We start from the raw sequence: 19,531 nt of genomic DNA, 5'->3' as shown, positions 1-19,531 counted from the left end.
TCCTTTCAATTTAAGGTAGAACATGGATACATTTATTGTTCATTCATTGAATCCTTTGGTTCATCCAGCACGCTTTCTGTTTTTTTAGACAACACCGCGCATATACCTACGGATAAAACTGTCTGAATGATAAGAATAGCAGCCATCCAATATACGTCTCCCATAAAAACTCTCCACTCCTTTTCTAGTAAACTCTATATTTTCTAAGCTTGTTTCAACCTCTTAAAACCTCAAGCACCATTCGTGCCACAAAAGCACTTCTTATGGCAACATGATCTGTATTTATATATTCCTTGCCTGGCTGGTGGACAAAATCCCCGCTCATTCCCAAACCGTCAAGCGTCGGGCACCCAACGGATGCGGTAAAGTTGCCGTCGCTGCCGCCTCGTGTAATAATGCCCTCCATTTCCATCCCAAACTCTTTACCAATCTCTTTTGCCTTTTCATAAAGAGCGTTGTGTTTAGGGTCCTTTTCATCAAAAGGCGGTTTTTCTATGCCACCCTTTGTGGTAATTTTAACCTCAGGGTTAAATGGCTTAAGATTCTTAAACAGCTGATCATATTCCAACGCCATCTCTGATGAAGAAAATCTTGCATCGATTGTAAGCTCTCCATCCCCGGGAACGGTTGGCCAGCCGGCATGACCACTCTTTAAGCATGTACAGGCAACCGTTATACCTTTATTCACGTCTGTTAGGCTTTCGAGATAAACGGCCTGCTTTGCCAGTTCCATTAGCCCACTTTCAGCATTTTCAGGTTCCTGACCCGAATGAGCTGGTTTCCCCTCTGCCACAAAGGTATAGTTGCTTCTGCCAAAGCGGCCGATTTTTAAGCCGCCGACATAGTCTCCTCTCGTACTTTCCATAACAAAGGCAGCCTTGCTTCTTTTTGCCAGCTCCTGATAATGCATGTGTGAGGAATAGCTTCCTGCTTCTTCATCAGAGCTTAAGAAAAAGACAATTTTTTTGTTTTCAGGCAGCAGCTTCAGCTCTTTAAGGGCTTTCGCAACCATGTATACCTGTACATCTCCGCCCTTCATATCAAGGACACCTGGTCCCCACACCTTTGTGCCATCCTGTTTCCATAGCTCACCAAATGACCCCTTCGAATAAACCGTATCATAGTGTCCTACAAAAAGTACCTGCTCATCACCATTACCTAATTCCATAAGCAAATGGTCACCATAGCGGCTGTCATTACTCGGGACAACAGTGCACGTAAAGCCAATATCGGTGAAGATTTTTGCAAAATAATCCCTGCATTTTTTAAGGTTTTCCTTGTCACCTTCTGTTGGTGTTTCGATCAGCACCGCTTCTTTTAACACCTCTAAAAACTCATTCCTATGCGTTTCCATATAATCCAAAAGCATGTTTGCCTCTGTCATGAAATGAACCCCTTTCTTATTTAAGCAAAAGTCTGTTTTCGTATTCGGTCTGGGTTAGCAGTTCATATCCATCTTCTGTAATGGCCACCATATCCTCAATCCGTACGCCGCCAACACCTGGAAGATGCACAGACGGCTCAATGCAAAATACCATTCCCGGCTCAATCACCCATGGTTTTTCACCCTTTGCAGAGGCTTCTCCAATAATAGGAGCCTCCTGAAGACAAACACCCGTGGCGTGTCCTGTCACACCAAAATACCAATATTTTTCATACCCCGCCTTACGGAGAACATCTCTTGACGCTTTGTCTATATCAGAAGTCAAAGCTCCCGGTTTGCAGGCCTCAATCGCTGCCATTGTCGCGTCATAAACGGCCGTATATACTTTTTTCTGCTCATTGTTTAAAGGATTTCCTGCCATCACCGTCCGGCAATAATCACTGTGATATCCGTTGTAGCAACAGCCCACATCCATCAGCACAAAGTCTCCGTTTCTGATGATCCTCTCCGTCGGGAACCGGACAAGCGTTATGGCATTCTCCCCGGAATTCACTTGTGTCGGATGTGTGTGGCCTCCTTCCGAGCCGCGCAGGATCATTTCATTATGTATCATTGCTGAAACCTCTATTTCGGAAAGTCCCGGACGCAGGTTTTCAATAGCAACCTGTGTGCCCGCTTCAGCAATAGCACACGCCTTTTTAATTAGATATATTTCTTCGGCACATTTTACCGCTTTCGCTTTTGCGAAGGCCTGGCGCCCATCAACAAACACATAATCAGAAAACGTTTCTTTGAATACCTGAAATAGCTGGAATCCCATTTCATCAATTCCGATTCTGGCGCCTTTTTTTAGACCAAGCTCACTAAAAATTTCTTTAAATTGGGCTACACTGAGCATTGGATCCATTGGGAGTGGCTTTACCTTCTGTTTAAGCCATGGCATAAACGCAATAGCCCTGTCATAGTCACCGCTTGCAACCAAAGCCCAGGGGTCATCACCCACAGCTTTAACCGCTGCATACCTGAAATAATAAAATACATTCGGACTGTTCGGGCGGAAGCTTGTTAAATAGCGCACATTATCAACCCTCATGGTAATCATGCAGTCAAGCTCGTGTATTTTCATTTGCTCATCTATTCTAGTAAGCCTATAATCTCTCATTTTCTCCATGCTTATCGGTTGTTCAAAATCAAATTCTGCCATTACTGTTTCTCACCTTTCTGCTGAACCATTCCGTTACAAATAATATTTGAGACTTTCAAAATCCTATTCTTTCATTTAAGAACCTATCTTTTATGCCATAACTGCCCCGCCATTTATGTCCAAAACTTCGCCTGTAATATAGGCAGCTTCGTCACTGGCAAGAAATACAATGGCATTAGCCACTTCCATAGCCGTTCCCGGTCTTTTTAATGAGAGACGATCAAACACCCCCTGCATGTTCTGTGTTTTGGCCCAAAGCTCCGTTATTCTCGGACTTGCCTCAATATAACCAGGGGATACAGAATTTACGCAGATGCCGTATTGTCCAACCTCCCTTGCCAGATACTTGGAAAACTGGTCAATTCCGGCTTTAAGGCTGGAATAGGCTATATTCGTATTGTCACCTGCAGCCCTTCCTATGAGGGAAGATACATTTACAATCCTTCCATGATTTCTTTCCTTCATTCCGGGAAGTACTTCTTTACAGCAGAGAAAAACATTTTTCAAGTTCAATTTATACACTTCATCAAAGTCATCTCCTGTCATGTCAAGAGTAAACTTTCTACCAGTGCTTCCTCCGGCAACATTGCAGAGTATATCCACTCGTCCAAACAGATTATGGCATTCGGCAAACGACTCTATAACTGAATTCGGATCGGTTACATCCGTTGATTGATAAAAGCATTTCACACCGTAACTTTCACACGTTTTCTGTGTTTCCTTCAGCTTTTCCTCGTCCCGGCTCATCAGAAACAGAGTCGCCCCGTTTTTAGCAAGGAGAATGGCCGTTGCCCTGCCGATCCCGCTTCCAGCCCCGGTTACGACCGCCACTTTCCCCTCAATGCTTGGGAACAAAGCCATCTTTTCTTTTTGCATTCAACTTCCCCCTATTGGATTATTTCTCCTCCTGGTTACATGTTCTCGGATAATATCCCTTAGAATTTTCAGAGTTTAGGACTTAGACTTAATTGAACCATTTTCGAAACGATGGCATCTCCCATTTCAATCGTCGTGGCTGTGCCCCCCAAATCAGGTGTTCTTATTATGCCATCAAGTAACACGTCTTCAATAGAATCAAGTATTAATTTGCCTGCTTCATAGAGTTCGAGATGGTCCATCATCAGACTAAGGCTCCAAATGGAGGCAATTGGATTAGCAATCCCTTTTCCTGCAATATCGGGAGCAGAACCATGAATGGGCTCAAACATGGACGGATAGATCCGCTCCGGATTAATGTTTCCGGATGGGGCCAGCCCCAGACCTCCAACAATCGCTGCACCTAAATCGGTCAGAATATCACCAAATAAATTACTTCCGACCACAACGTCAAGCGTCTCGGGTCTTGAAATAAAATAAGCTGCTAAAGCATCAATATGGTAGAGTTGAGTTTGAACATCCGGGTAACTAGAGCCGATTTCTTTCACTATCTCATCCCAAAACGGCATCGTAAAATTAATCGCATTTGATTTTGTGGCCACAGTCAGGTTTTTCTTCGCTCTTTTTTCAGCTAGGGAAAAGGCATAGTTTAGGATTCTCTCAGTCCCATATCTAGTAAATATGTTATTTTGCATAGCCAGTTCATACGGGGTTCCCTCATGAACACGTCCGCCGCTGTTGGAATATTCCCCCTCCGTATTTTCCCTGACAACAACAAAGTCGAGGTCATCATGATGTTTATATCTAAGAGGACTTTCTAACCCTTTTAGGAGTTTGATCGGCCGCAAATTTACATACTGCTGGAATTTTCTGCGGATGGGCAGGATTAACTCCCAAACCGAGATGTGATCAGGTACCGTTTTAGCCCCAACTGCACCAAATAGAATAACATCAAAGTCTTTTAAGATCTCCAGGCCGTTCTCCGGCATCATTCTTCCCTCTTGGAGATAATAATCACAACCCCAATCAAAGGTTTCACATGAAAAATTTATCCCGCCGTGAATTTCTTCTGCTTTTTTTAATACTTTTACGGCTTCATTGATCACTTCTGGACCAATTCCATCTCCAGGAATTAACGCAATGGAATAATGTTGCATATGCTTCACTACTTTCTTTTGTCATTATCTGCTCTATCTATCAAATAACTAATATGCAATTTTTATGCCAAGAGCCTAAAACTCAGAAAAATCAAAAAAATCCAAACAAAAAACAGGGATTGATTTCCCTGTTCAGCGATACCGGTGTTTCAAAATGCAACATAATGTTGCTTTTTACAACATCATAAATTATATTCTTTCATTTTCCTCCAAAGAGTGGACCGGTCGATTCCAAGAGACTCAGCGGCTAACTTTTTATTATAAGCGAACTTTTCTAATGTGGTTAGAATCAGTTCTTTTTCTTTATTTTTTATGCTTGGTTGATTGGGCACATCCCCTAAAATCTTTCTTCTTCTTAATTTTTCCAATAGAAATTTTGCCCCATGAAGCCTTAAACTGTTCCCCTCCTCCAGAACCACCATCCTTTCAATGGTATTCCGCAATTCACGAATATTCCCCGGCCAATCGTGCATCTGAAATAAACTAATTAATTCTTTTTCAACAGCTTTTATTTTATTTTTTCTTTTTTCATTAAATTCGTCTAGAAACGAGTCTACTAGTTTAGGGATATCTGTTAATCGCCCGCGTAGAGGCGGCAATTCCAGAGCTAGTACATTTAGTCGATAATATAAGTCAGACCGGAATTGTTTCTCTTCTACCTCCTCCTCCAAATTCCGATTCGTTGCTGTAATGATTCGAACATCCACTGGTATGATTCGCTCTCCGCCGACACGCCTAATTGTTTTTTCCTGAAGTACTCTTAATAAAAGAGCTTGAATTCGTAAAGGTAACTCACCAATTTCATCCAAAAACAGCGTACCTCCATGGGCAAGCTCAAATAAGCCAGGCTTTCCATCTTTTAGAGCACCTGTAAACGTCCCTTTCTCATATCCAAACATTTCACTTTCCAGTAGATTTTCAGGAAATGCTGCGCAATTCACGGCTACAAATGGACCAAGTGACCGATGACTTGCAGAATGAATCCCTTGAGCAAATAATTCTTTACCAGTTCCAGACTCACCGGTTATTAAAACAGTAGACTCCGTTTCAGCAAATTTCCTTGCTAATTCTTTTGTCTCCATTATCACCTGTGTTTCTCCAACAATATCACTTAATCGATACTTTGCCTCCAAACCATTTTGATGCAGCTTTTTACGAAGTAGTAATTCCACTTTTTGAATATCTGTAATTTCTTTAAAATTTGATACAGCTCCGACAATTTTCCCTTTTACGATAACGGGGGAGCGGTTAATGACAATTTGGCGGCCCCCAACAAGAGCAATATCATCTCTTTCAATCTTACCTGTTTCCAACACTCGAATCATATCAGATTGAGGAATAAACTCTGTGATATTCCTCCCTTTCGGATTCTCTTCGAAACCAAGAATGGTTTTCGCATGCTTATTAGCCAAGATAATATTTCCGATTTTATCAACAGCAACCACTCCGTCATGCGTGGAGTTAACGATCGCCTCTACCTGAAATCTTTCTTTTATAATTTCTTCCGTTAAGCTTACTAGTGAACAGGCTGCCTGTAGTAAGGGAATAATAGAAGTAAACGCCGGCTTAATAAAATGCACATGCTTATTCCATGGCACAGAAATTAACCCTTTCATCCATATTGGTCCCAGATTCATATGATTCGGATTAATTGTGGAAGATTGTTTGTCTAGTAGAAACGAGATTTGAATCTTTTCATTCTCAAGATATTCTGTGTATTCTTTTTTCAGCGAAGTGATTTCTTCGTTTGAGGCGATATATGTATAGCCCTGCTGCTCCTTGGATTCAATCAACTCGTTAATTGACTTTACTATATCCCCTGCACTGATTGAAATCGGAATAATGGGAAACGAAACACCCTCCAATTCTTGCCGAAAGATAACAGGTGTAAGAATAACCATCGGATTCATAATCTGATCCAATATCGAATTAATCGAATAAAAGCTGGCAGTCTGATACCCCAAATCAGTAAAGAATTTTTTTATTTGGTCTTCGTATAAATCATTCATTTTATAAAGTGCTATCATCCAATCTCATCCCTTGTTCTGAATATTCTATATTTATGGTAAGGTTATCTTTCGTGATTGTAAACCCAAAAAAACCATGGGGACGGTTTTTTAGGGGACATCGGAAGTATTGTGCGTAAAAAAAACACAACAATAAAAAAATAAAAAAAATAAATTTACTTTCATAAATTGTGGGTATTATACGTATATCAAAAAATTCTATGAAGAAAGAAGTGATTATGTTGATCTGGACAATTATTAGTTTGTTACTATTATTTTGGGTTCTTGGGCTTGTTTTCCATGTTGCTGGAGGACTGATTCACCTTTTACTCGTAGTGGCTGTCGTGGTGTTCATTTTCAAATTATTCTCCGGGAGAACAAAAGGAAAAGCGTAGTTTATACCCGCAATAGCGTCAGTCCCCCGCTACCTTTGGATTTCATGGAAATAACACCAAAATCGCCGTCCATCTGGTTTCATCCAGTTGGCCACAGGGTATGTATGGAGTAAGCACATTTAATAAATGGCACAATCCAAACAAGGAGTGATCTACATGGAAAAGCAGCTACATGATCAAGATATAGCCAATCATATTTACAAGAACGGTGATTCGTTAACAAGTTTTGATGATTTTAGGGAATACCTAAGAGGAAAAGTAGATTTGGGTATAAAACTAGGGATGGATGAGGAGCAATTAGCCAATTCGGCGCAAAAAGTAGCTGATTATCTTGCGGATAAGCAATCACCAAAAAACTCTGAAGAGCGGTTATTACAAGAGCTTTGGAAAGTGGGTACGGAGGAGGAACAGCATAAGTTAGCACATATGCTTGTACGATTGGTACAGGAATAATGGAATAGCGATTATAGTAGACTATATGACAAAAAACTAACCTATCCGTATGAGGATAGGTTAGTTTTTTCTAATATCTACATATTTACTACGATAAAATGTAAGGCTATACGTTTTTTGATTGTAGGAAAATTCAGCGTTCACATATTCCTCTACCGCAAAAAAATGGTTTTTCCAAATAAATGAGTAGCAAAGGGTGTCACACAATTGAGGGCACTATTCATTTTTTACATTGGACTTGATATATCGGTCATCTGATGATCATGCTCTATTTCCAATTTTTTAGACGGGTCTATCTTTAATGTCACCAATACACCGATAAACAATAACACGACGGACATAATAAATGGAACCTGCCAGTTACCTGAAAGCGAAATTAAAAATCCAAAAGCAACTGGTGACAGCATGCCAGCCACGCCAAATCCAGTGTTCATCATACCGCTTGCTGTTCCTGAATAATTGGGGGCAATATCCATTGGGATTGCCCATAAATTAGCATTACAAAGCTCAAGGAAAAAGAAAGCTAGACTCATAGATATGGCAATCAACGTAAGATTATGCACAAATAAGGTCGGTAATAAAAAGATGAGGGAACCCGTTAAACCTACAATCAGGATTGAACGCCGGGCAAGCTTCAAGTTTTTTGTCTTCACGTAAATTTTATCTGATAAAACTCCTCCAAGAGTATCGCCAATGACACCTGACAACAGAATACCCGCAGCAAATAAAGCCGAACTTTTAATATCTAAATGATAAGCAGTAAATAAAAACGACGGAAGCCAGGTTAAATAGACCCATAATGTCCATCCATAGCAAAAGTCTACAAATGTAACAGGAAGAATTCTTTTAGATAGCTTTTTCCAAGGAATGGTTTTTTTACTTAGCTGCTCCTTATCTTCATAGGGAGGCAATGTGTTCAATTCCTCTTGAGTAATTTTCGGGTGATCCTTTGGATTATCTTTAAAATACAAATGCCATACAACCATCCAGATTATACTGATAGCGCCCATGATAAAGAATGATTCTCTCCATCCGAAAGCTACGATCAGTAAGGCAATAATGGGAGGCGCCACTGCATTTCCAAGCCTGGAAGCCGAATGGACAATCCCTTGAGCAAAGCCGAATTTTTCCCTTGGCAGCCATTGTGCCATCGCTTTTGTAGCGGTAGGAAAAGCAGCTCCTTCTCCAAAACCAAGCCCAATTCTTACTAAAACGGCACTTACCAATCCTGTGACCATACCTGTTAACGCCGTTGTTAGCGACCAAATAAGACCAACAAAGGTGAGCGTCTTCTTAGCCCCTACCTTATCACCAATCCAGCCGCCAAATATTTGAAGAAACGCATAGGGGTAGGCAAAGGCGGATAGAATTAAACCCATTTCCGTTGTAGATAAACCTAGATCTTTTTGTATAAATGGAGCAGCTGTGGCAATATTAACCCGATCGATGTAGGTGATGAAGTACATAGCACATAGAAGAAATAACACCTTATTTCCAACTGTGATTTTTTTCTTCATACCTTTCCCCCTATAATTTGGTTTTGCCTTGCTTATCCTAATCTAAAAAATAATTTTTGCAATCACATGACAGATATTTTTTAAGTGCTTCTCTTATATAACCATCCTTTAAAGCGCTTACAATTGTACAATTTAAGAAAGGTACTATTCCTGCCAGATGCGGGCAGGGCAGGAATAAGCGCTAATCATTAATTCTTCAAAGCTAGAATGGATTCTAATAATGTACCTACCTGTCTAGGCCGCTCGGCAACAAGAGCCCCGGCATTACTTAATGCAATCATTTTGTCTTTAACAGTCCCTTTTCCGGCAGTAATAATAGCGCCAGCATGGCCCATTTTTTTCCCTTTTGGAGCAGTCCTCCCGCCTAAGAAGGCAACAAGCGGTTTGGTAAAAACCTTTTTTTCTATCGCTTCAGCTACTTCTTCTTCCATTGTTCCTCCCAGTTCTCCGATCAGCACGACTGCATCTGTATTGGGATCCTCTTGAAATAATGGCAGTACCTCGGCAAACCGGGTTAATGGTACGGGGTCACCGCCTATCCCAATGAGCGAGGAAGCTCCAAAACCGGCTCTTACCACCTCCGCCGTTATTTCGTTTGTCAGAGAACCGCTTCGTGTCATGATACCAATCCGGCCGGGACGGTACACTCTCTCCAGCCAATATGGAAAAAAACCCATCATTGCCTGACCCATAGAAATAATACCTGACGTATTTCCGCCAATCACCATAGCACCAGCGCTCATGGCTGCCTTTCTCATTTGAATGGCATCATGCAATGGAATTCCATCACACAAAATCACCACTTTTTTAATCCCGGCTTCAAGTGCTTCAAATAATGCTTCTTTGGCAAATCGTGGCGGGACAAACAACAGGGATGCATCAATTGGAATATCCTTTGCTGCCCTTTTTACTGTATGAAATACAGGGACATCTTCAACATACTGCCCTTCCCTGCCGGGTGTCACACCGGCTACAACATTTGTCCCATAATCCATCATATGTTTCGTCCAGAAGCTGCCTTCCTTCCCGGTAATTCCCTGTACTACTACACGTGTAGAACGGTCTAGAATGATGCTCATTGTTTCACACCTCCTGAAAGTGCAATCGCTTTAATGACAGCTTGCTCCGTATCGATTAATGGTTCAATTGCGACACTACGAAGCAGCATATGTGCTTGTTCCTCGCCAGTACCTCGAATAGCTGCAACAATGGGAAATGGAGGCTGTAGTTCTTTCATGGCTTCTACAATTCCTTCCGCCATGACATCGGCTCTTGCAATCGTCCCAAATGTAACAATTAACAATACTTTAATATCATTTTTCATCATAATTTCCATGGCCGTTTTTGCCTTATGATAGTTTGGACCGCCAAACTCTAAATAATTGGCAACACTTCCCCCATAATCATTGACGAGATCAAATACTGTGTTTGTTAAACCGGCTCCGGCACACATTAATCCAATATCTCCATTAAACTGGATATAGGGGATTCCCTCCTTTGCAGCCTCATATTCTGCATCGTTTTCGTAATAGGCCCTTGTCAGTTGAAACTGGGGATGTCTAAATAAGGCATTATCATCAATGGTGACTTTCCCATCACCCGCCATTAATTTACCGTCTTTTGTAACAATCAATGGATTTATTTCCACTAATTCTGCTTCATTTTTTCTAAATACATGATATAAATCCATCAATATCTTAGTCCCTGAACCTATTAATTGATCCTCTATCCCCATATCATAAAGCAGTCCGCGAACTTGATAGCTCTGAATACCTTCTGAAAGATCAATGTTAATTTTATGAATTTTTTCCGGGATATTTTTTGCAATTTCTTCAATATCCATCCCGCCTTCCGCACATGCCATCATCATCGCAGTTCCTGTAACCGGGTCGGCTGTAATCGAGACATATAGCTCTTTCTCAATTTGGATGGCCTCCTCAATCAAAAGGCCGGACATATTATGGGCTTTTGAAAAAATCGCTTTTCCTTGGCTCGACGCTTCTTCCATATTGGATACAAGTTTGATAAGTCCTGCTTTCCCCTTCCTCCTTGCAGAACCTGTGCTTTGAGAACACAAGGGAAGCCAATTTGACCGATTACTTCTCCCATTTCATCGTAATCTTCAATAAATGTCCGATTTGGAACAGGAATTTGAATTTGTTCAAAAAGTTCTTTTGCTTGATATTCAAATAGTTTCATGGTCATACCTCGCTTTATTTGCCGTATTTATTCCAATAATTTCCCCACAATTCCTCTTCTGTTGGTACTACTTCCGGGATAATCCGAGATACTCTTGTGATATTTAGAAAATGTTTATAGGATAAATTTTCTCCGATGTTATTGCCGCCCCATGTCCCGCCACCCATCGAAAGCGTAAAATTTAATCCATTATTGAAATTACCGCCATTTCCATAGACTTGAACTTGATTGATTAACAGTCTGCATACATCCATTTCATACCCTATTTGCTCCATATGTTTTTCATCGGTCGTATGCAGTCCGCATGAATGGCCTCTGCCCTGGTAATTTAAAATTTCCTTTGCTTGGTTAATGGCTTCTTGGAAGTTAGCAGCTTTATACACGGTTAAGACAACGGCTAATTTTTCCCCGGAAAAAGGATAGTCCCTTCCAATTCCAGTTTCCTCCACCATAAAAAAGGTAGCCCTTTGTGCATCTGGATGAGCCAAACCTGCCTCCTGTGCAATCACATGAGGATCTTTAGCTAGTGTTCGAGCATTTCTTTTTCCATCGATCCACATTGCACCTTGCAAGAGATCTTTTTCTTCCGTATTACAAAGGTATCCACCTTGCTGTTTTAGCGCTTCGAGCATTTGATCATAAATTGCCGCTTCGATCACAACTGAGTTATCGTTTGAACAGCTGGTGGCATTGTCGAAGGTTTTACTTAAGAAAATTTTACGAGCGGCCTCTTCAATATTTGCTGTTCGATCCACAATAGACACGACATTTCCGGCTCCTACACAGGCGTTTGGCTTCCCGCTTGTCTGTCCGTTATGAACATTGTTAGCTGAACCCGTCACCGTTAAAAAATCCGCCTGACTCATTAATTCTTTTGTAATCGCTTTATTTACTGGGGCAGGGAGTACTTGGAATAGATCTTTAGGTGCACCGATTTTTTCGAATTCTTTGTGTATATAATTGAGAAGTAGTTGACTTGTGGAATGTCCTTTTGGTGAAGGGGCGATAATAATGGCATTTCGCCCTTTTAATGCCATCATAGCAATATTCGCAGGTGTTGCACCCGGGTTTGTAGATGGTACGATTGCCGCTACCACCCCAACAGGTTTGGCAATTTCAGTGATTCCCTTTGCCTCGTCAATATGAATGATCCCTACCGATTTTGCTCCTTTAAGGTCACGTAAGGTACCCATTGTTTTCCGGCGTTTTTTTAATACTTTATCTTCATATCGACCCAATCCTGTATCTTTTAAGGCCAATTCAGCCAAACTTTCAGCATGACCGGGCTTATAGATTGCCCATGCCACAGCTTGAACCACTTCATCGACCTGTTCCTGGCTATAGTGATGAAAGATTTTCATCGCTTCTCTTGCTTTTTTGACCATTTCTGAGACTGTTTGTTGAACATTCACCTCGACAGCTTGCATTTCACGATTTTTAACTTCTTTCATGGATTCCCCTCCATCTCGTTCATTTTTTCTAAACCAGCTTTATAGGTTGACCTTGCATGTTTAATACTAATCGATGCAGGCGCAATAATTCAATAAATTTCAAATATTCGTTATATTCAGATATAAAATCAGAGTTATCCGAATTACTTATGAATCGTTCTTGACCTAGACAATAGTAGTATATAAAAGTAAAAAAGAGACCTGCGCTGACAAGTGAGCAGGTCTCGGATATCTAAAATATGTTTATTGTTCCTTATCCCTATGGATAAATGACAGGAATGTTTCGCCGGCAGGTGTTAATTTCCTTTCATCATAAACGGAATAAAAAAACCTCTTTAATTGTAAATCTTGGATGGATAATTCGCGGATGGTTTTTAAAGACAGTTCATGTTGGACAGAGGCTTTAGAGATGATGGAAATACCTATACCTGCTTCAACAGCCGATTTTATTGACTGAGTATTGTCTAGTTCAAGAATCACATTTAATTTTGAAGGAAACAAATTCATTTTGATTAGCTGCTCTTCAATTAATTGTCTAGTACCCGAACCTGCTTCACGAAGGATAAAAGGTAATGAATAAATTTCATCCAGGCTTAAGGTTTTCTGACAATCAAGTGAATCGTGCAGGATATAGTCCTTCGCAGCGATAAAGATGAGTTCATCCTCAAAGAAGTAACGCTGGCGATATTCTGGGGAATTGATCATAGATTGAACAAATCCAATATGAATTTTCTCGTTCTTCAGCTTTTCAATAATCTGTTCCGAATTGTTAATTTCTAATACAATTTGAACATGAGGGAATTCCTTTTTGAAATGTCCTATCATCCGGGGAAGTATTTGCTCTCCCAGCGTCAAACTGGCAACAATATTTAATACTCCGTGAGTGGAATTGGAAAGGAGTGTAATATCTTTTTGGGTTTGATGAATGATATAAATTATTTTTTCAGCTGATTGAAATAAAATCTCACCTGCTTGGGTTAAGTCAACTTTTCTAGTAGTCCTTTTAAATAGCTTCGTGTCCAAAAATTCTTCGAGTTGCCGAATTTGAGAACTGATATTTGGTTGAGACATATGAAGGATTTTTGCCGTTTTAGAAAAACTTTTTTCCCTTGCTACAGTATAAAATACTTTTAGATGGTCAAAATTCAATCCTTGTCCTCCTTTCTATCATTCTTATCACGAGCAATAACTTATGTAGAACTCTTTGCTTTATTTTTTGTATATTCAGATTATTGCACAAATAAACCAAAAAAGATAGTAGACAAGTCTAGTCAAGAAACTAACCTATCCGTATGAAGATAGGTTAGTTTTTTCCAGTGTATACATATTTACAACGTTTAAAAACCTAGATTCTTTTTTTAACCTCTTCCCTAATCGATTCGACTACTTCATCTGGAACAAACGCTGGAAATGAGGTACCATCCTCAAAAACCCATGCATTGATGATCTCAAGATCCGCTTTTTTAAATGTCAGGCTGTACATTTTTTGATTAAAGGAAAATTCAGCGGTCACATATTCCTCAACAGCAAAATCATCATCAATAATCATGTTGGTTATTTTATATGGCTCCATCAATTCATCTCCTTTTTTTATCAACTCCCTATATCGTTAGCCTAAAAAAATTGTTTATTCACTTTCAATCACCGTCCTGATTTAAACTATTTCCGTTATTTTTTAGACACTAGCTGATTTTACCTGAGAACGGGTACAAAACCTAAAGCATGTCCTACCGTTGAGACATATAAATACAGTACAAATCCACATCAGGGATAGTTGGAAGGGTGGTCCAAATATGGATTAACTATAGAGAAGGTTTCTGCAACGTCTATACAATAAAAAAATTCCCAAAAGGAGATGGATGATTATTAAAACAATTAGATTTGATAACACGTCATGTAGTGATGTATTATCAGCAATATTTGATGAAAACTGGAAGCGTGAATGGACAAATGATCATATAGTTTACATTGCTACATCGTACAACGCGGAAGTTACACTATATCTGAAAGGCGGCTATAGGCAAGACCTTGTTTTCGATTATGGCAGCGAAATATTGGTCGCAGGAAAGACCTATCATCTCCCCCCACACAAAGAGTTTAGATAAAATAAATAAATGAGAAGCAGAGGGTGTCCCACTTGAGGACACCTTCTTTTCTATAAAATAAGATGGTTTGACCATTAAAATGATTATCTATTCAGTTTTAATCTCTATAGCCATTTTGGTCAACAGGAATCAGTCCAGTCCTTCTTGAATATAAGTAGGTAAAAAGTGTAAATGGGGTAATCATTATGGCTTTTGTTGCGATCTTTACTATTGGCAGGCTAAAACATCCTTATGAACATCCTGCCTCACGTGAGTTTTTTGAAGCAGGATATAAAATCATGCGGCAGGCATCTATATCAGGGCAGCTTATAAAGGAATTTTCACCTGATAAAGCAGCAATCCCTGAGGAAGCGATCGTCGGAGAGGGTCCGCCTATTCTGACCCTAACAGTATGGGAAAACCTTCAGTCTTTATATCGCTTTACCTATTCAGGTAAACATCAACAAGCCTTACGGGACAGAAACAAGTGGATTGACCCTCATCAAGAGAAGCAGCCTACATATGTGGTGTGGTGGACGGAGAAGGTAAAGGATGTATCCTGGGAGGAGGCTTTCAAAAGATACAACTATTATATTCAGCATGGACCAACTCCTTTTGCGTTTGACTATAAGCACGCATTTGATGAACTAGGTGAGCCGTTCTTGATAAAATAGCAAGGGGCAGATCTCCTGTTCCCGAATAGGAAGATGACATTCCCCTAAATTAGAAGATCAATCAAAAAAGTAGTGGCATTGAATAAAATGCCACTACTTAAAAATAATAAACACCACCAATAATAGAATGGAAACCCCCTGCCCGACAGCTAGCCCAATGAGCCACTTTTTAAAAAGATCTTCTCTCTTCTTCGAGTTATCCTCATGCAGCTTCCATTTTTCTTCCCATTTCACTTGAAATTCCTTTTGGTCGTGCTGTTGCTGTATGTTCCACTCCTCTGCCACCGCCATAAGATTAGCTTCTACCGCGCTAAAGTTTTTAATAATATAGGATAACCTTTCACTAACGGATTCAAATTTTACATTCGTGATGGATGCCTGTTCATTCATCTCTTTTGTTAACAGAACATGGATCTGCTCCTGAGAGGATCGAATGGCCTCCAGCACTTTTTCGGTTTTCAATTCAATATACTTATAGTCATTCCGCTGCATTTCTTTTAACTCTGCCAGCAGCTTTTCGGTCTTCCCTACATATTCTTGATATTGCAGATGCCACAAGGATATCTTTTTCTCCAATAGGTTGATATTCTCATTGAAATGCTGCAAGCTGCTGTCAAACAGCTCTGACTGGGGAGTAATGATTTCTTCCTTCAGCTGTTCACTGATATTTATTGGAACCCGTTTCAACGATTTCTGCATATTTTCAACTGACTCGTATACTTCCTCATTCAATTCGGCAATCGTTTGTTCACGTTCTTTTAATAGATTCTTTAATTCATCATAAAATAAAAGGTTATTGATTTTTTTCAACGATTGAATCGCCTCGTTGTATTTTTCATCCACGATTGTATTAGGTGTACTCATGTCCAATAATCCTTTCTGCTTGTATTAAAATCAACTGGCTGTATTGATGATATACCCAGCGTTCTACATCTGTCGTCTCTGTGGCGAACAATTTCTCCTGCCATTCCGAAACTGCCTTCACAAACTCTTCCTTTAAAATTTCATCCAGTTTCCGCGGCCGTTCCATCTCGTGATTCCATTCCCAAAGAGCCCTGGAAAGTTTTTCTTCTAATGCTGCCATGCTCTTTTCTATTTGCGTTTTTTCCGCTTGTTTTTCTTCTATACTTTTTAAAACCATGCATCGGTGCTCCTTTTTACCACCACTCAGCTGCATGAGTTCTTTTTTTGCCTTTTGTTTAAAATGATTCAATTGGTCTCTATAATAATTGTAAACAATGGTGTTATTTTCGTTTAACGTATCCCGTAAAATCTTATAATCCTCTTCAAAATTTTTCGGTACGAAATATCGATCCAAACCTCGGCCATGTTTCAAGGAAAGAGCGATTAACGGCGGGGTGGATTGGAAATCAAACAGTAAGGAGGGAGCCGCATCAGGCAGCATTTGTTTTATCTTTCTAGCAATCTCTACAAGCTGCTCCCTATAAAACTCCGTCATTTCCCATTCCGCCTCCTTGAAGCTTTTGTTCAGCTTACTCGTTTTCCTCTCCTTCACCACAACTTGATCTTTTTTCGGATCAAATTGAAATTTCTTGTATAATTCGCACGTGAACTTTTCTAATTGGATTTGACCTAAATCCGTTAACAGTCCTTCATAGTGAGTAATATCCTCTTGTAAATATTGAGCGGACATGGTCAGATTGCGATAAACCTTCTCAGCTTCCTCAATTCTATCTTTGTTCCGCTTTATTTCTTTTTCCATCCGTTCCAAATCAAGTTTCTTCTGTTTGTATATGCTGTACAGTATATTTTTAATCTGCATAATCTGATTTTCCGGTGGTTTCACTGCTGTTAACTCATCTTGCATTTCCCCGTCAAAATGCAAGAAATCTTTATTAAATCGGGTAATCGCCCTGAATATCCATTGATCTTTTTCTTCCTCGAGCTTAGTAAGCAAATCGATGCTCATTCTTCTAATTCCACTCCTATGTGACGATATATACCATCTTACTATATTTTCTACTCTTTTCTAAACTTACTGTGAATTTTTAAACAAAAAACAGGGTTCGAAATAATCTTTTAACATATTTGAAAAGTTTCCAATCCATCTATCACCATGTGTTATGATAGAAAACATAGATGTTAACCAAATAAAACTTTTAGTTTACTTTTAAAACAAAAGGATTTAAACACACAGGGGGGAAAATTATGTATAAGCTGCGCGGACATCATCTTTTTTGCCTTCTAGGCTATCGGGGAATGGGGTATTCCCAAGAATATGTGAAAAATATGACACGTTTGCATCAAACTTTAAGAAACAACCCAAAAACGTTAATTCTACTTGTAAAGGGACCTGATCAATTGTGTGAAAAGTACCCAAACTCAGGTGAATACCATTGTCAAGACGACCAGATCTATGAAAGAGATGCCGTTATTTTAGACAAAATGAACCTTAAAATCGGGCAAATTCTGAAATGGGAGGATATTGAGTCTCTTATCCGGAAGCATGTCACCCCCTCCGATATTCAAGTGGTCTGTGAAACTTGCTCTTGGCGTTCCTTAGGGGTTTGCGCGGAAGGGATTCGAGAGATTCATGAAGGGAAGGGCTTAAGGGAAGTGAAATAAGCCCACCTCTATCATTGTACCGTTCGTTGTAGATAGCATAAAGAATTTAAATTATTACACCTAAAAAATCCTCTTTTAATACTGTAAATAATTAAACATCCCTTATCGTTACAACAATTACCAACAGCATTCAACTATCTTGCTCGTTAAAGCATTTCATCGAGCAGGATGGGAATGATAAGATTGTTAAATAAATTTGAGGAGGACTTATATGCAACAGGATCAACAAGCTAAAGAGAATTTGGGATCAGTGATGAAACCGGAATTTGGCGGGACTGATGCACAAAAAGTAAAACAAGAAATTCAAAAAGATGTAAGCGAAGGACAAGGTGCAATGACTTCCCGAGAGGCAGGAGCAATGCGCGATTAAAAAACCACTCTTTAAAGTGGTTTTTTATTTTTCTACTTCAGGCTGTTCAACAACTCCAACAAAACTGAATAAAGACCTATTATTTTTCAACGATGGTTCTTTTGTCAGTTCTTTTACGATATTTATTAGGTATCCCAATAGACTAATTGAATATTGTAGGAGGAATTTGCATGAAAGCGATCGTTTCCAATAAGTATGGTCCACCTGATGTTCTTGAATGGACAGAAGTAGAAAAGCCCGTCCCTAATGATCAGGAAGTTTTGGTAAAAATCCATGCAGCATCCTTAAATTATGGGAACTTGGTTCTTTTAAAAGGAGAACCATTCTTAGCTCGTTTTGCGTTCGGTCTTCTAAAACCAAAATACTCCATACCAGGCGGTGACATTGCAGGAGTGGTGGAAGCCGTCGGCAAAGATGTGAAGCAATTTCAACCAGGTGATGAGGTGTTCGGTGACCTTTCCGGTAGTGGTTGGGGCAGTTTTGCCGAATACGCAGCCGTACCCGAAACTGCATTAGCACTAAAACCGGCCAAACTGTCATTTGAAGAGGCGGCAGCGGTGCCAATGGCAGGGGTTACGGCATTACAAGGTCTGCGCAATAAAGGCAAGATTCAGTCGGGGCAGAAGGTATTGATTAATGGTGCTTCTGGTGGTGTCGGAACTTTCGCCGTACAAATCGCCAAATCATTCGGGGCAGAAGTTACGGGTGTGTGTAGCACACGAAATGTAGACATTTTGCGGGCAATTGGGGCAGACCATGTGATTGATTATACAAAAGAGGATTTTACCCAAAAAGCGGAAAGGTATGATCTGATTTTGGGAGTAAATGGACATCATTCAATTTCGGCTTATAAGCGAGCCTTAGCTCCCAATGGCATTTTTGTTCATGTCGGCGGTTCTGAGGCACAAATGTTCCAAGCTATGGTCCTCGGACCTTTGATTTCAAAGACTAGCGGGAAGAAGATGGGGACATTTTTGCAAAGGGCAAACCAAAGTGATTTGATATACTTGAAAGAACTACTTGAAACCGGCCAAGTAAATCCTGTGATTGATAGAAAATACAGGTTGAATGAAGTACCCGATGCTTTCAGGTATTTCGCAGAAGGTCACGCACAAGGAAAAGTTGTCATCACTGTGTGAAGCTGAGAAAAATCTGTGCCTGTCCCCGGATGCGCA

At 40.0% G+C, this 19,531-nt stretch carries 21 protein-coding genes; 6 read left to right on the top strand and 15 right to left on the bottom strand.

Features of this window, described 5'->3' with window-relative positions; all coding sequences use genetic code 11:
• Positions 1 to 32: 32 nt before the first annotated feature.
• The 6 genes from ACO1D1_RS14830 to ACO1D1_RS14805 all read right to left on the bottom strand — a co-directional run bounded on the left by ACO1D1_RS14830 (position 33) and on the right by ACO1D1_RS14805 (position 6,648).
• Complete coding sequence (locus tag ACO1D1_RS14830; RefSeq protein ID WP_423336367.1) at positions 33 to 164, bottom strand: hypothetical protein; 132 nt, start codon at positions 162 to 164, stop codon at positions 33 to 35.
• Between the two features lie 50 nt (positions 165 to 214).
• Positions 215 to 1,384 (bottom strand): M20/M25/M40 family metallo-hydrolase, encoded by a 1,170-nt coding sequence (locus tag ACO1D1_RS14825; protein ID WP_423336366.1) that lies wholly within the window; start codon positions 1,382 to 1,384, stop codon positions 215 to 217.
• Between the two features lie 16 nt (positions 1,385 to 1,400).
• Positions 1,401 to 2,588 (bottom strand): M24 family metallopeptidase, encoded by a 1,188-nt coding sequence (locus tag ACO1D1_RS14820; RefSeq protein ID WP_423336365.1) that lies wholly within the window; start codon positions 2,586 to 2,588, stop codon positions 1,401 to 1,403.
• Between the two features lie 90 nt (positions 2,589 to 2,678).
• Complete coding sequence (locus ACO1D1_RS14815) at positions 2,679 to 3,464, bottom strand: SDR family NAD(P)-dependent oxidoreductase (protein ID WP_423336364.1); 786 nt, start codon at positions 3,462 to 3,464, stop codon at positions 2,679 to 2,681.
• Positions 3,465 to 3,532: 68 nt separating this feature from the next.
• Positions 3,533 to 4,621, bottom strand: coding sequence for a tartrate dehydrogenase (locus ACO1D1_RS14810; protein WP_423336379.1), 1,089 nt, complete (start codon positions 4,619 to 4,621; stop codon positions 3,533 to 3,535).
• Positions 4,622 to 4,803: 182 nt separating this feature from the next.
• On the bottom strand, positions 4,804 to 6,648 hold the full coding sequence (locus ACO1D1_RS14805) for a sigma-54 interaction domain-containing protein (protein WP_423336363.1): 1,845 nt from the start codon (positions 6,646 to 6,648) through the stop codon (positions 4,804 to 4,806).
• 200 nt (positions 6,649 to 6,848) lie between these two features.
• Here ACO1D1_RS14805 and ACO1D1_RS14800 point away from each other — a divergent pair, with 200 nt between their 5' ends.
• Together ACO1D1_RS14800 and ACO1D1_RS14795 are read left to right on the top strand one after the other, a co-directional pair.
• A complete protein-coding gene (locus ACO1D1_RS14800) occupies positions 6,849 to 7,022 on the top strand; it encodes a lmo0937 family membrane protein (RefSeq protein ID WP_423336362.1) in 174 nt (57 codons plus the stop codon).
• A gap of 156 nt (positions 7,023 to 7,178) precedes the next feature.
• Complete coding sequence (locus ACO1D1_RS14795; protein ID WP_423336361.1) at positions 7,179 to 7,475, top strand: DUF3243 domain-containing protein; 297 nt, start codon at positions 7,179 to 7,181, stop codon at positions 7,473 to 7,475.
• A gap of 227 nt (positions 7,476 to 7,702) precedes the next feature.
• On the opposite strand, the gene ACO1D1_RS14790 is transcribed toward ACO1D1_RS14795, so the two are convergent.
• The 7 genes from ACO1D1_RS14790 to ACO1D1_RS14760 all read right to left on the bottom strand — a co-directional run bounded on the left by ACO1D1_RS14790 (position 7,703) and on the right by ACO1D1_RS14760 (position 14,215).
• Entirely contained in the window at positions 7,703 to 8,992 is a 1,290-nt protein-coding gene (locus ACO1D1_RS14790; RefSeq protein WP_423336360.1) for an MFS transporter, read from the bottom strand.
• 188 nt (positions 8,993 to 9,180) lie between these two features.
• Positions 9,181 to 10,071: a succinate--CoA ligase subunit alpha gene (sucD, locus tag ACO1D1_RS14785; protein ID WP_423336359.1), complete on the bottom strand. Its 891-nt coding sequence runs from the start codon at positions 10,069 to 10,071 to the stop codon at positions 9,181 to 9,183.
• Entirely contained in the window at positions 10,068 to 11,000 is a 933-nt protein-coding gene (locus tag ACO1D1_RS14780) for an ATP-grasp domain-containing protein (protein ID WP_423336358.1), read from the bottom strand. The genes sucD and ACO1D1_RS14780 overlap by 4 nt, the downstream gene beginning before the upstream one ends.
• Positions 10,934 to 11,197: an ATP-grasp domain-containing protein gene (locus ACO1D1_RS14775; RefSeq protein ID WP_423336357.1), complete on the bottom strand. Its 264-nt coding sequence runs from the start codon at positions 11,195 to 11,197 to the stop codon at positions 10,934 to 10,936. The genes ACO1D1_RS14780 and ACO1D1_RS14775 overlap by 67 nt, the downstream gene beginning before the upstream one ends.
• Positions 11,198 to 11,205: 8 nt before the next feature.
• Complete coding sequence (gene sauS, locus ACO1D1_RS14770; RefSeq protein ID WP_423336356.1) at positions 11,206 to 12,642, bottom strand: acylating sulfoacetaldehyde dehydrogenase; 1,437 nt, start codon at positions 12,640 to 12,642, stop codon at positions 11,206 to 11,208.
• Between the two features lie 243 nt (positions 12,643 to 12,885).
• Positions 12,886 to 13,791, bottom strand: coding sequence for a selenium metabolism-associated LysR family transcriptional regulator (locus ACO1D1_RS14765; RefSeq protein ID WP_423336355.1), 906 nt, complete (start codon positions 13,789 to 13,791; stop codon positions 12,886 to 12,888).
• A 196-nt stretch (positions 13,792 to 13,987) separates the two neighbouring features.
• Positions 13,988 to 14,215 (bottom strand): hypothetical protein, encoded by a 228-nt coding sequence (locus tag ACO1D1_RS14760; RefSeq protein ID WP_423336354.1) that lies wholly within the window; start codon positions 14,213 to 14,215, stop codon positions 13,988 to 13,990.
• Between the two features lie 717 nt (positions 14,216 to 14,932).
• On the opposite strand from ACO1D1_RS14760, the gene ACO1D1_RS14755 reads away from it, so the two are divergent.
• A complete protein-coding gene (locus ACO1D1_RS14755; protein ID WP_423336353.1) occupies positions 14,933 to 15,400 on the top strand; it encodes a DUF3291 domain-containing protein in 468 nt (155 codons plus the stop codon).
• A gap of 93 nt (positions 15,401 to 15,493) precedes the next feature.
• Here the strand turns inward: ACO1D1_RS14755 and ACO1D1_RS14750 are convergent, their stop codons facing one another.
• Both ACO1D1_RS14750 and ACO1D1_RS14745 read right to left on the bottom strand, forming a co-directional pair.
• Entirely contained in the window at positions 15,494 to 16,264 is a 771-nt protein-coding gene (locus ACO1D1_RS14750) for a hypothetical protein (RefSeq protein ID WP_423336352.1), read from the bottom strand.
• Complete coding sequence (locus ACO1D1_RS14745) at positions 16,251 to 17,330, bottom strand: hypothetical protein (RefSeq protein WP_423336351.1); 1,080 nt, start codon at positions 17,328 to 17,330, stop codon at positions 16,251 to 16,253. The genes ACO1D1_RS14750 and ACO1D1_RS14745 overlap by 14 nt, the downstream gene beginning before the upstream one ends.
• 239 nt (positions 17,331 to 17,569) lie before the next feature.
• Here ACO1D1_RS14745 and ACO1D1_RS14740 point away from each other — a divergent pair, with 239 nt between their 5' ends.
• The 3 genes from ACO1D1_RS14740 to ACO1D1_RS14730 all read left to right on the top strand — a co-directional run bounded on the left by ACO1D1_RS14740 (position 17,570) and on the right by ACO1D1_RS14730 (position 19,495).
• On the top strand, positions 17,570 to 17,986 hold the full coding sequence (locus ACO1D1_RS14740; protein ID WP_423336350.1) for a DUF1284 domain-containing protein: 417 nt from the start codon (positions 17,570 to 17,572) through the stop codon (positions 17,984 to 17,986).
• A 211-nt stretch (positions 17,987 to 18,197) separates the two neighbouring features.
• On the top strand, positions 18,198 to 18,356 hold the full coding sequence (locus ACO1D1_RS14735; protein WP_423336349.1) for a hypothetical protein: 159 nt from the start codon (positions 18,198 to 18,200) through the stop codon (positions 18,354 to 18,356).
• Positions 18,357 to 18,526: 170 nt separating this feature from the next.
• Entirely contained in the window at positions 18,527 to 19,495 is a 969-nt protein-coding gene (locus ACO1D1_RS14730) for an NAD(P)-dependent alcohol dehydrogenase (protein ID WP_423336348.1), read from the top strand.
• Positions 19,496 to 19,531 lie beyond the last annotated feature (36 nt).

Origin of the sequence: Neobacillus sp. 19 (genome assembly GCF_049463095.1) — a bacterium.
GTDB lineage: Bacteria > Bacillota > Bacilli > Bacillales > Cytobacillaceae > Neobacillus.
Note: the sequence above shows the minus strand (reverse complement) of the source record. Positions and strands in the feature narration are given on the sequence as shown.

Coding starts and splice junctions, on each gene's coding strand:
- ACO1D1_RS14830 (WP_423336367.1), bottom strand. CDS start 164: ATGGGAGACGTATATTGGATGGCTGCTATTCTTATCATTCAGACAGTT.
- ACO1D1_RS14825 (WP_423336366.1), bottom strand. CDS start 1,384: ATGACAGAGGCAAACATGCTTTTGGATTATATGGAAACGCATAGGAAT.
- ACO1D1_RS14820 (WP_423336365.1), bottom strand. CDS start 2,588: ATGGCAGAATTTGATTTTGAACAACCGATAAGCATGGAGAAAATGAGA.
- ACO1D1_RS14815 (WP_423336364.1), bottom strand. CDS start 3,464: ATGCAAAAAGAAAAGATGGCTTTGTTCCCAAGCATTGAGGGGAAAGTG.
- ACO1D1_RS14810 (WP_423336379.1), bottom strand. CDS start 4,621: ATGCAACATTATTCCATTGCGTTAATTCCTGGAGATGGAATTGGTCCA.
- ACO1D1_RS14805 (WP_423336363.1), bottom strand. CDS start 6,648: ATGATAGCACTTTATAAAATGAATGATTTATACGAAGACCAAATAAAA.
- ACO1D1_RS14800 (WP_423336362.1), top strand. CDS start 6,849: ATGAAGAAAGAAGTGATTATGTTGATCTGGACAATTATTAGTTTGTTA.
- ACO1D1_RS14795 (WP_423336361.1), top strand. CDS start 7,179: ATGGAAAAGCAGCTACATGATCAAGATATAGCCAATCATATTTACAAG.
- ACO1D1_RS14790 (WP_423336360.1), bottom strand. CDS start 8,992: ATGAAGAAAAAAATCACAGTTGGAAATAAGGTGTTATTTCTTCTATGT.
- sucD (WP_423336359.1), bottom strand. CDS start 10,071: ATGAGCATCATTCTAGACCGTTCTACACGTGTAGTAGTACAGGGAATT.
- ACO1D1_RS14780 (WP_423336358.1), bottom strand. CDS start 11,000: ATGGAAGAAGCGTCGAGCCAAGGAAAAGCGATTTTTTCAAAAGCCCAT.
- ACO1D1_RS14775 (WP_423336357.1), bottom strand. CDS start 11,197: ATGACCATGAAACTATTTGAATATCAAGCAAAAGAACTTTTTGAACAA.
- sauS (WP_423336356.1), bottom strand. CDS start 12,642: ATGAAAGAAGTTAAAAATCGTGAAATGCAAGCTGTCGAGGTGAATGTT.
- ACO1D1_RS14760 (WP_423336354.1), bottom strand. CDS start 14,215: ATGGAGCCATATAAAATAACCAACATGATTATTGATGATGATTTTGCT.
- ACO1D1_RS14755 (WP_423336353.1), top strand. CDS start 14,933: ATGGCTTTTGTTGCGATCTTTACTATTGGCAGGCTAAAACATCCTTAT.
- ACO1D1_RS14750 (WP_423336352.1), bottom strand. CDS start 16,264: ATGAGTACACCTAATACAATCGTGGATGAAAAATACAACGAGGCGATT.
- ACO1D1_RS14745 (WP_423336351.1), bottom strand. CDS start 17,330: ATGAGCATCGATTTGCTTACTAAGCTCGAGGAAGAAAAAGATCAATGG.
- ACO1D1_RS14740 (WP_423336350.1), top strand. CDS start 17,570: ATGTATAAGCTGCGCGGACATCATCTTTTTTGCCTTCTAGGCTATCGG.
- ACO1D1_RS14735 (WP_423336349.1), top strand. CDS start 18,198: ATGCAACAGGATCAACAAGCTAAAGAGAATTTGGGATCAGTGATGAAA.
- ACO1D1_RS14730 (WP_423336348.1), top strand. CDS start 18,527: ATGAAAGCGATCGTTTCCAATAAGTATGGTCCACCTGATGTTCTTGAA.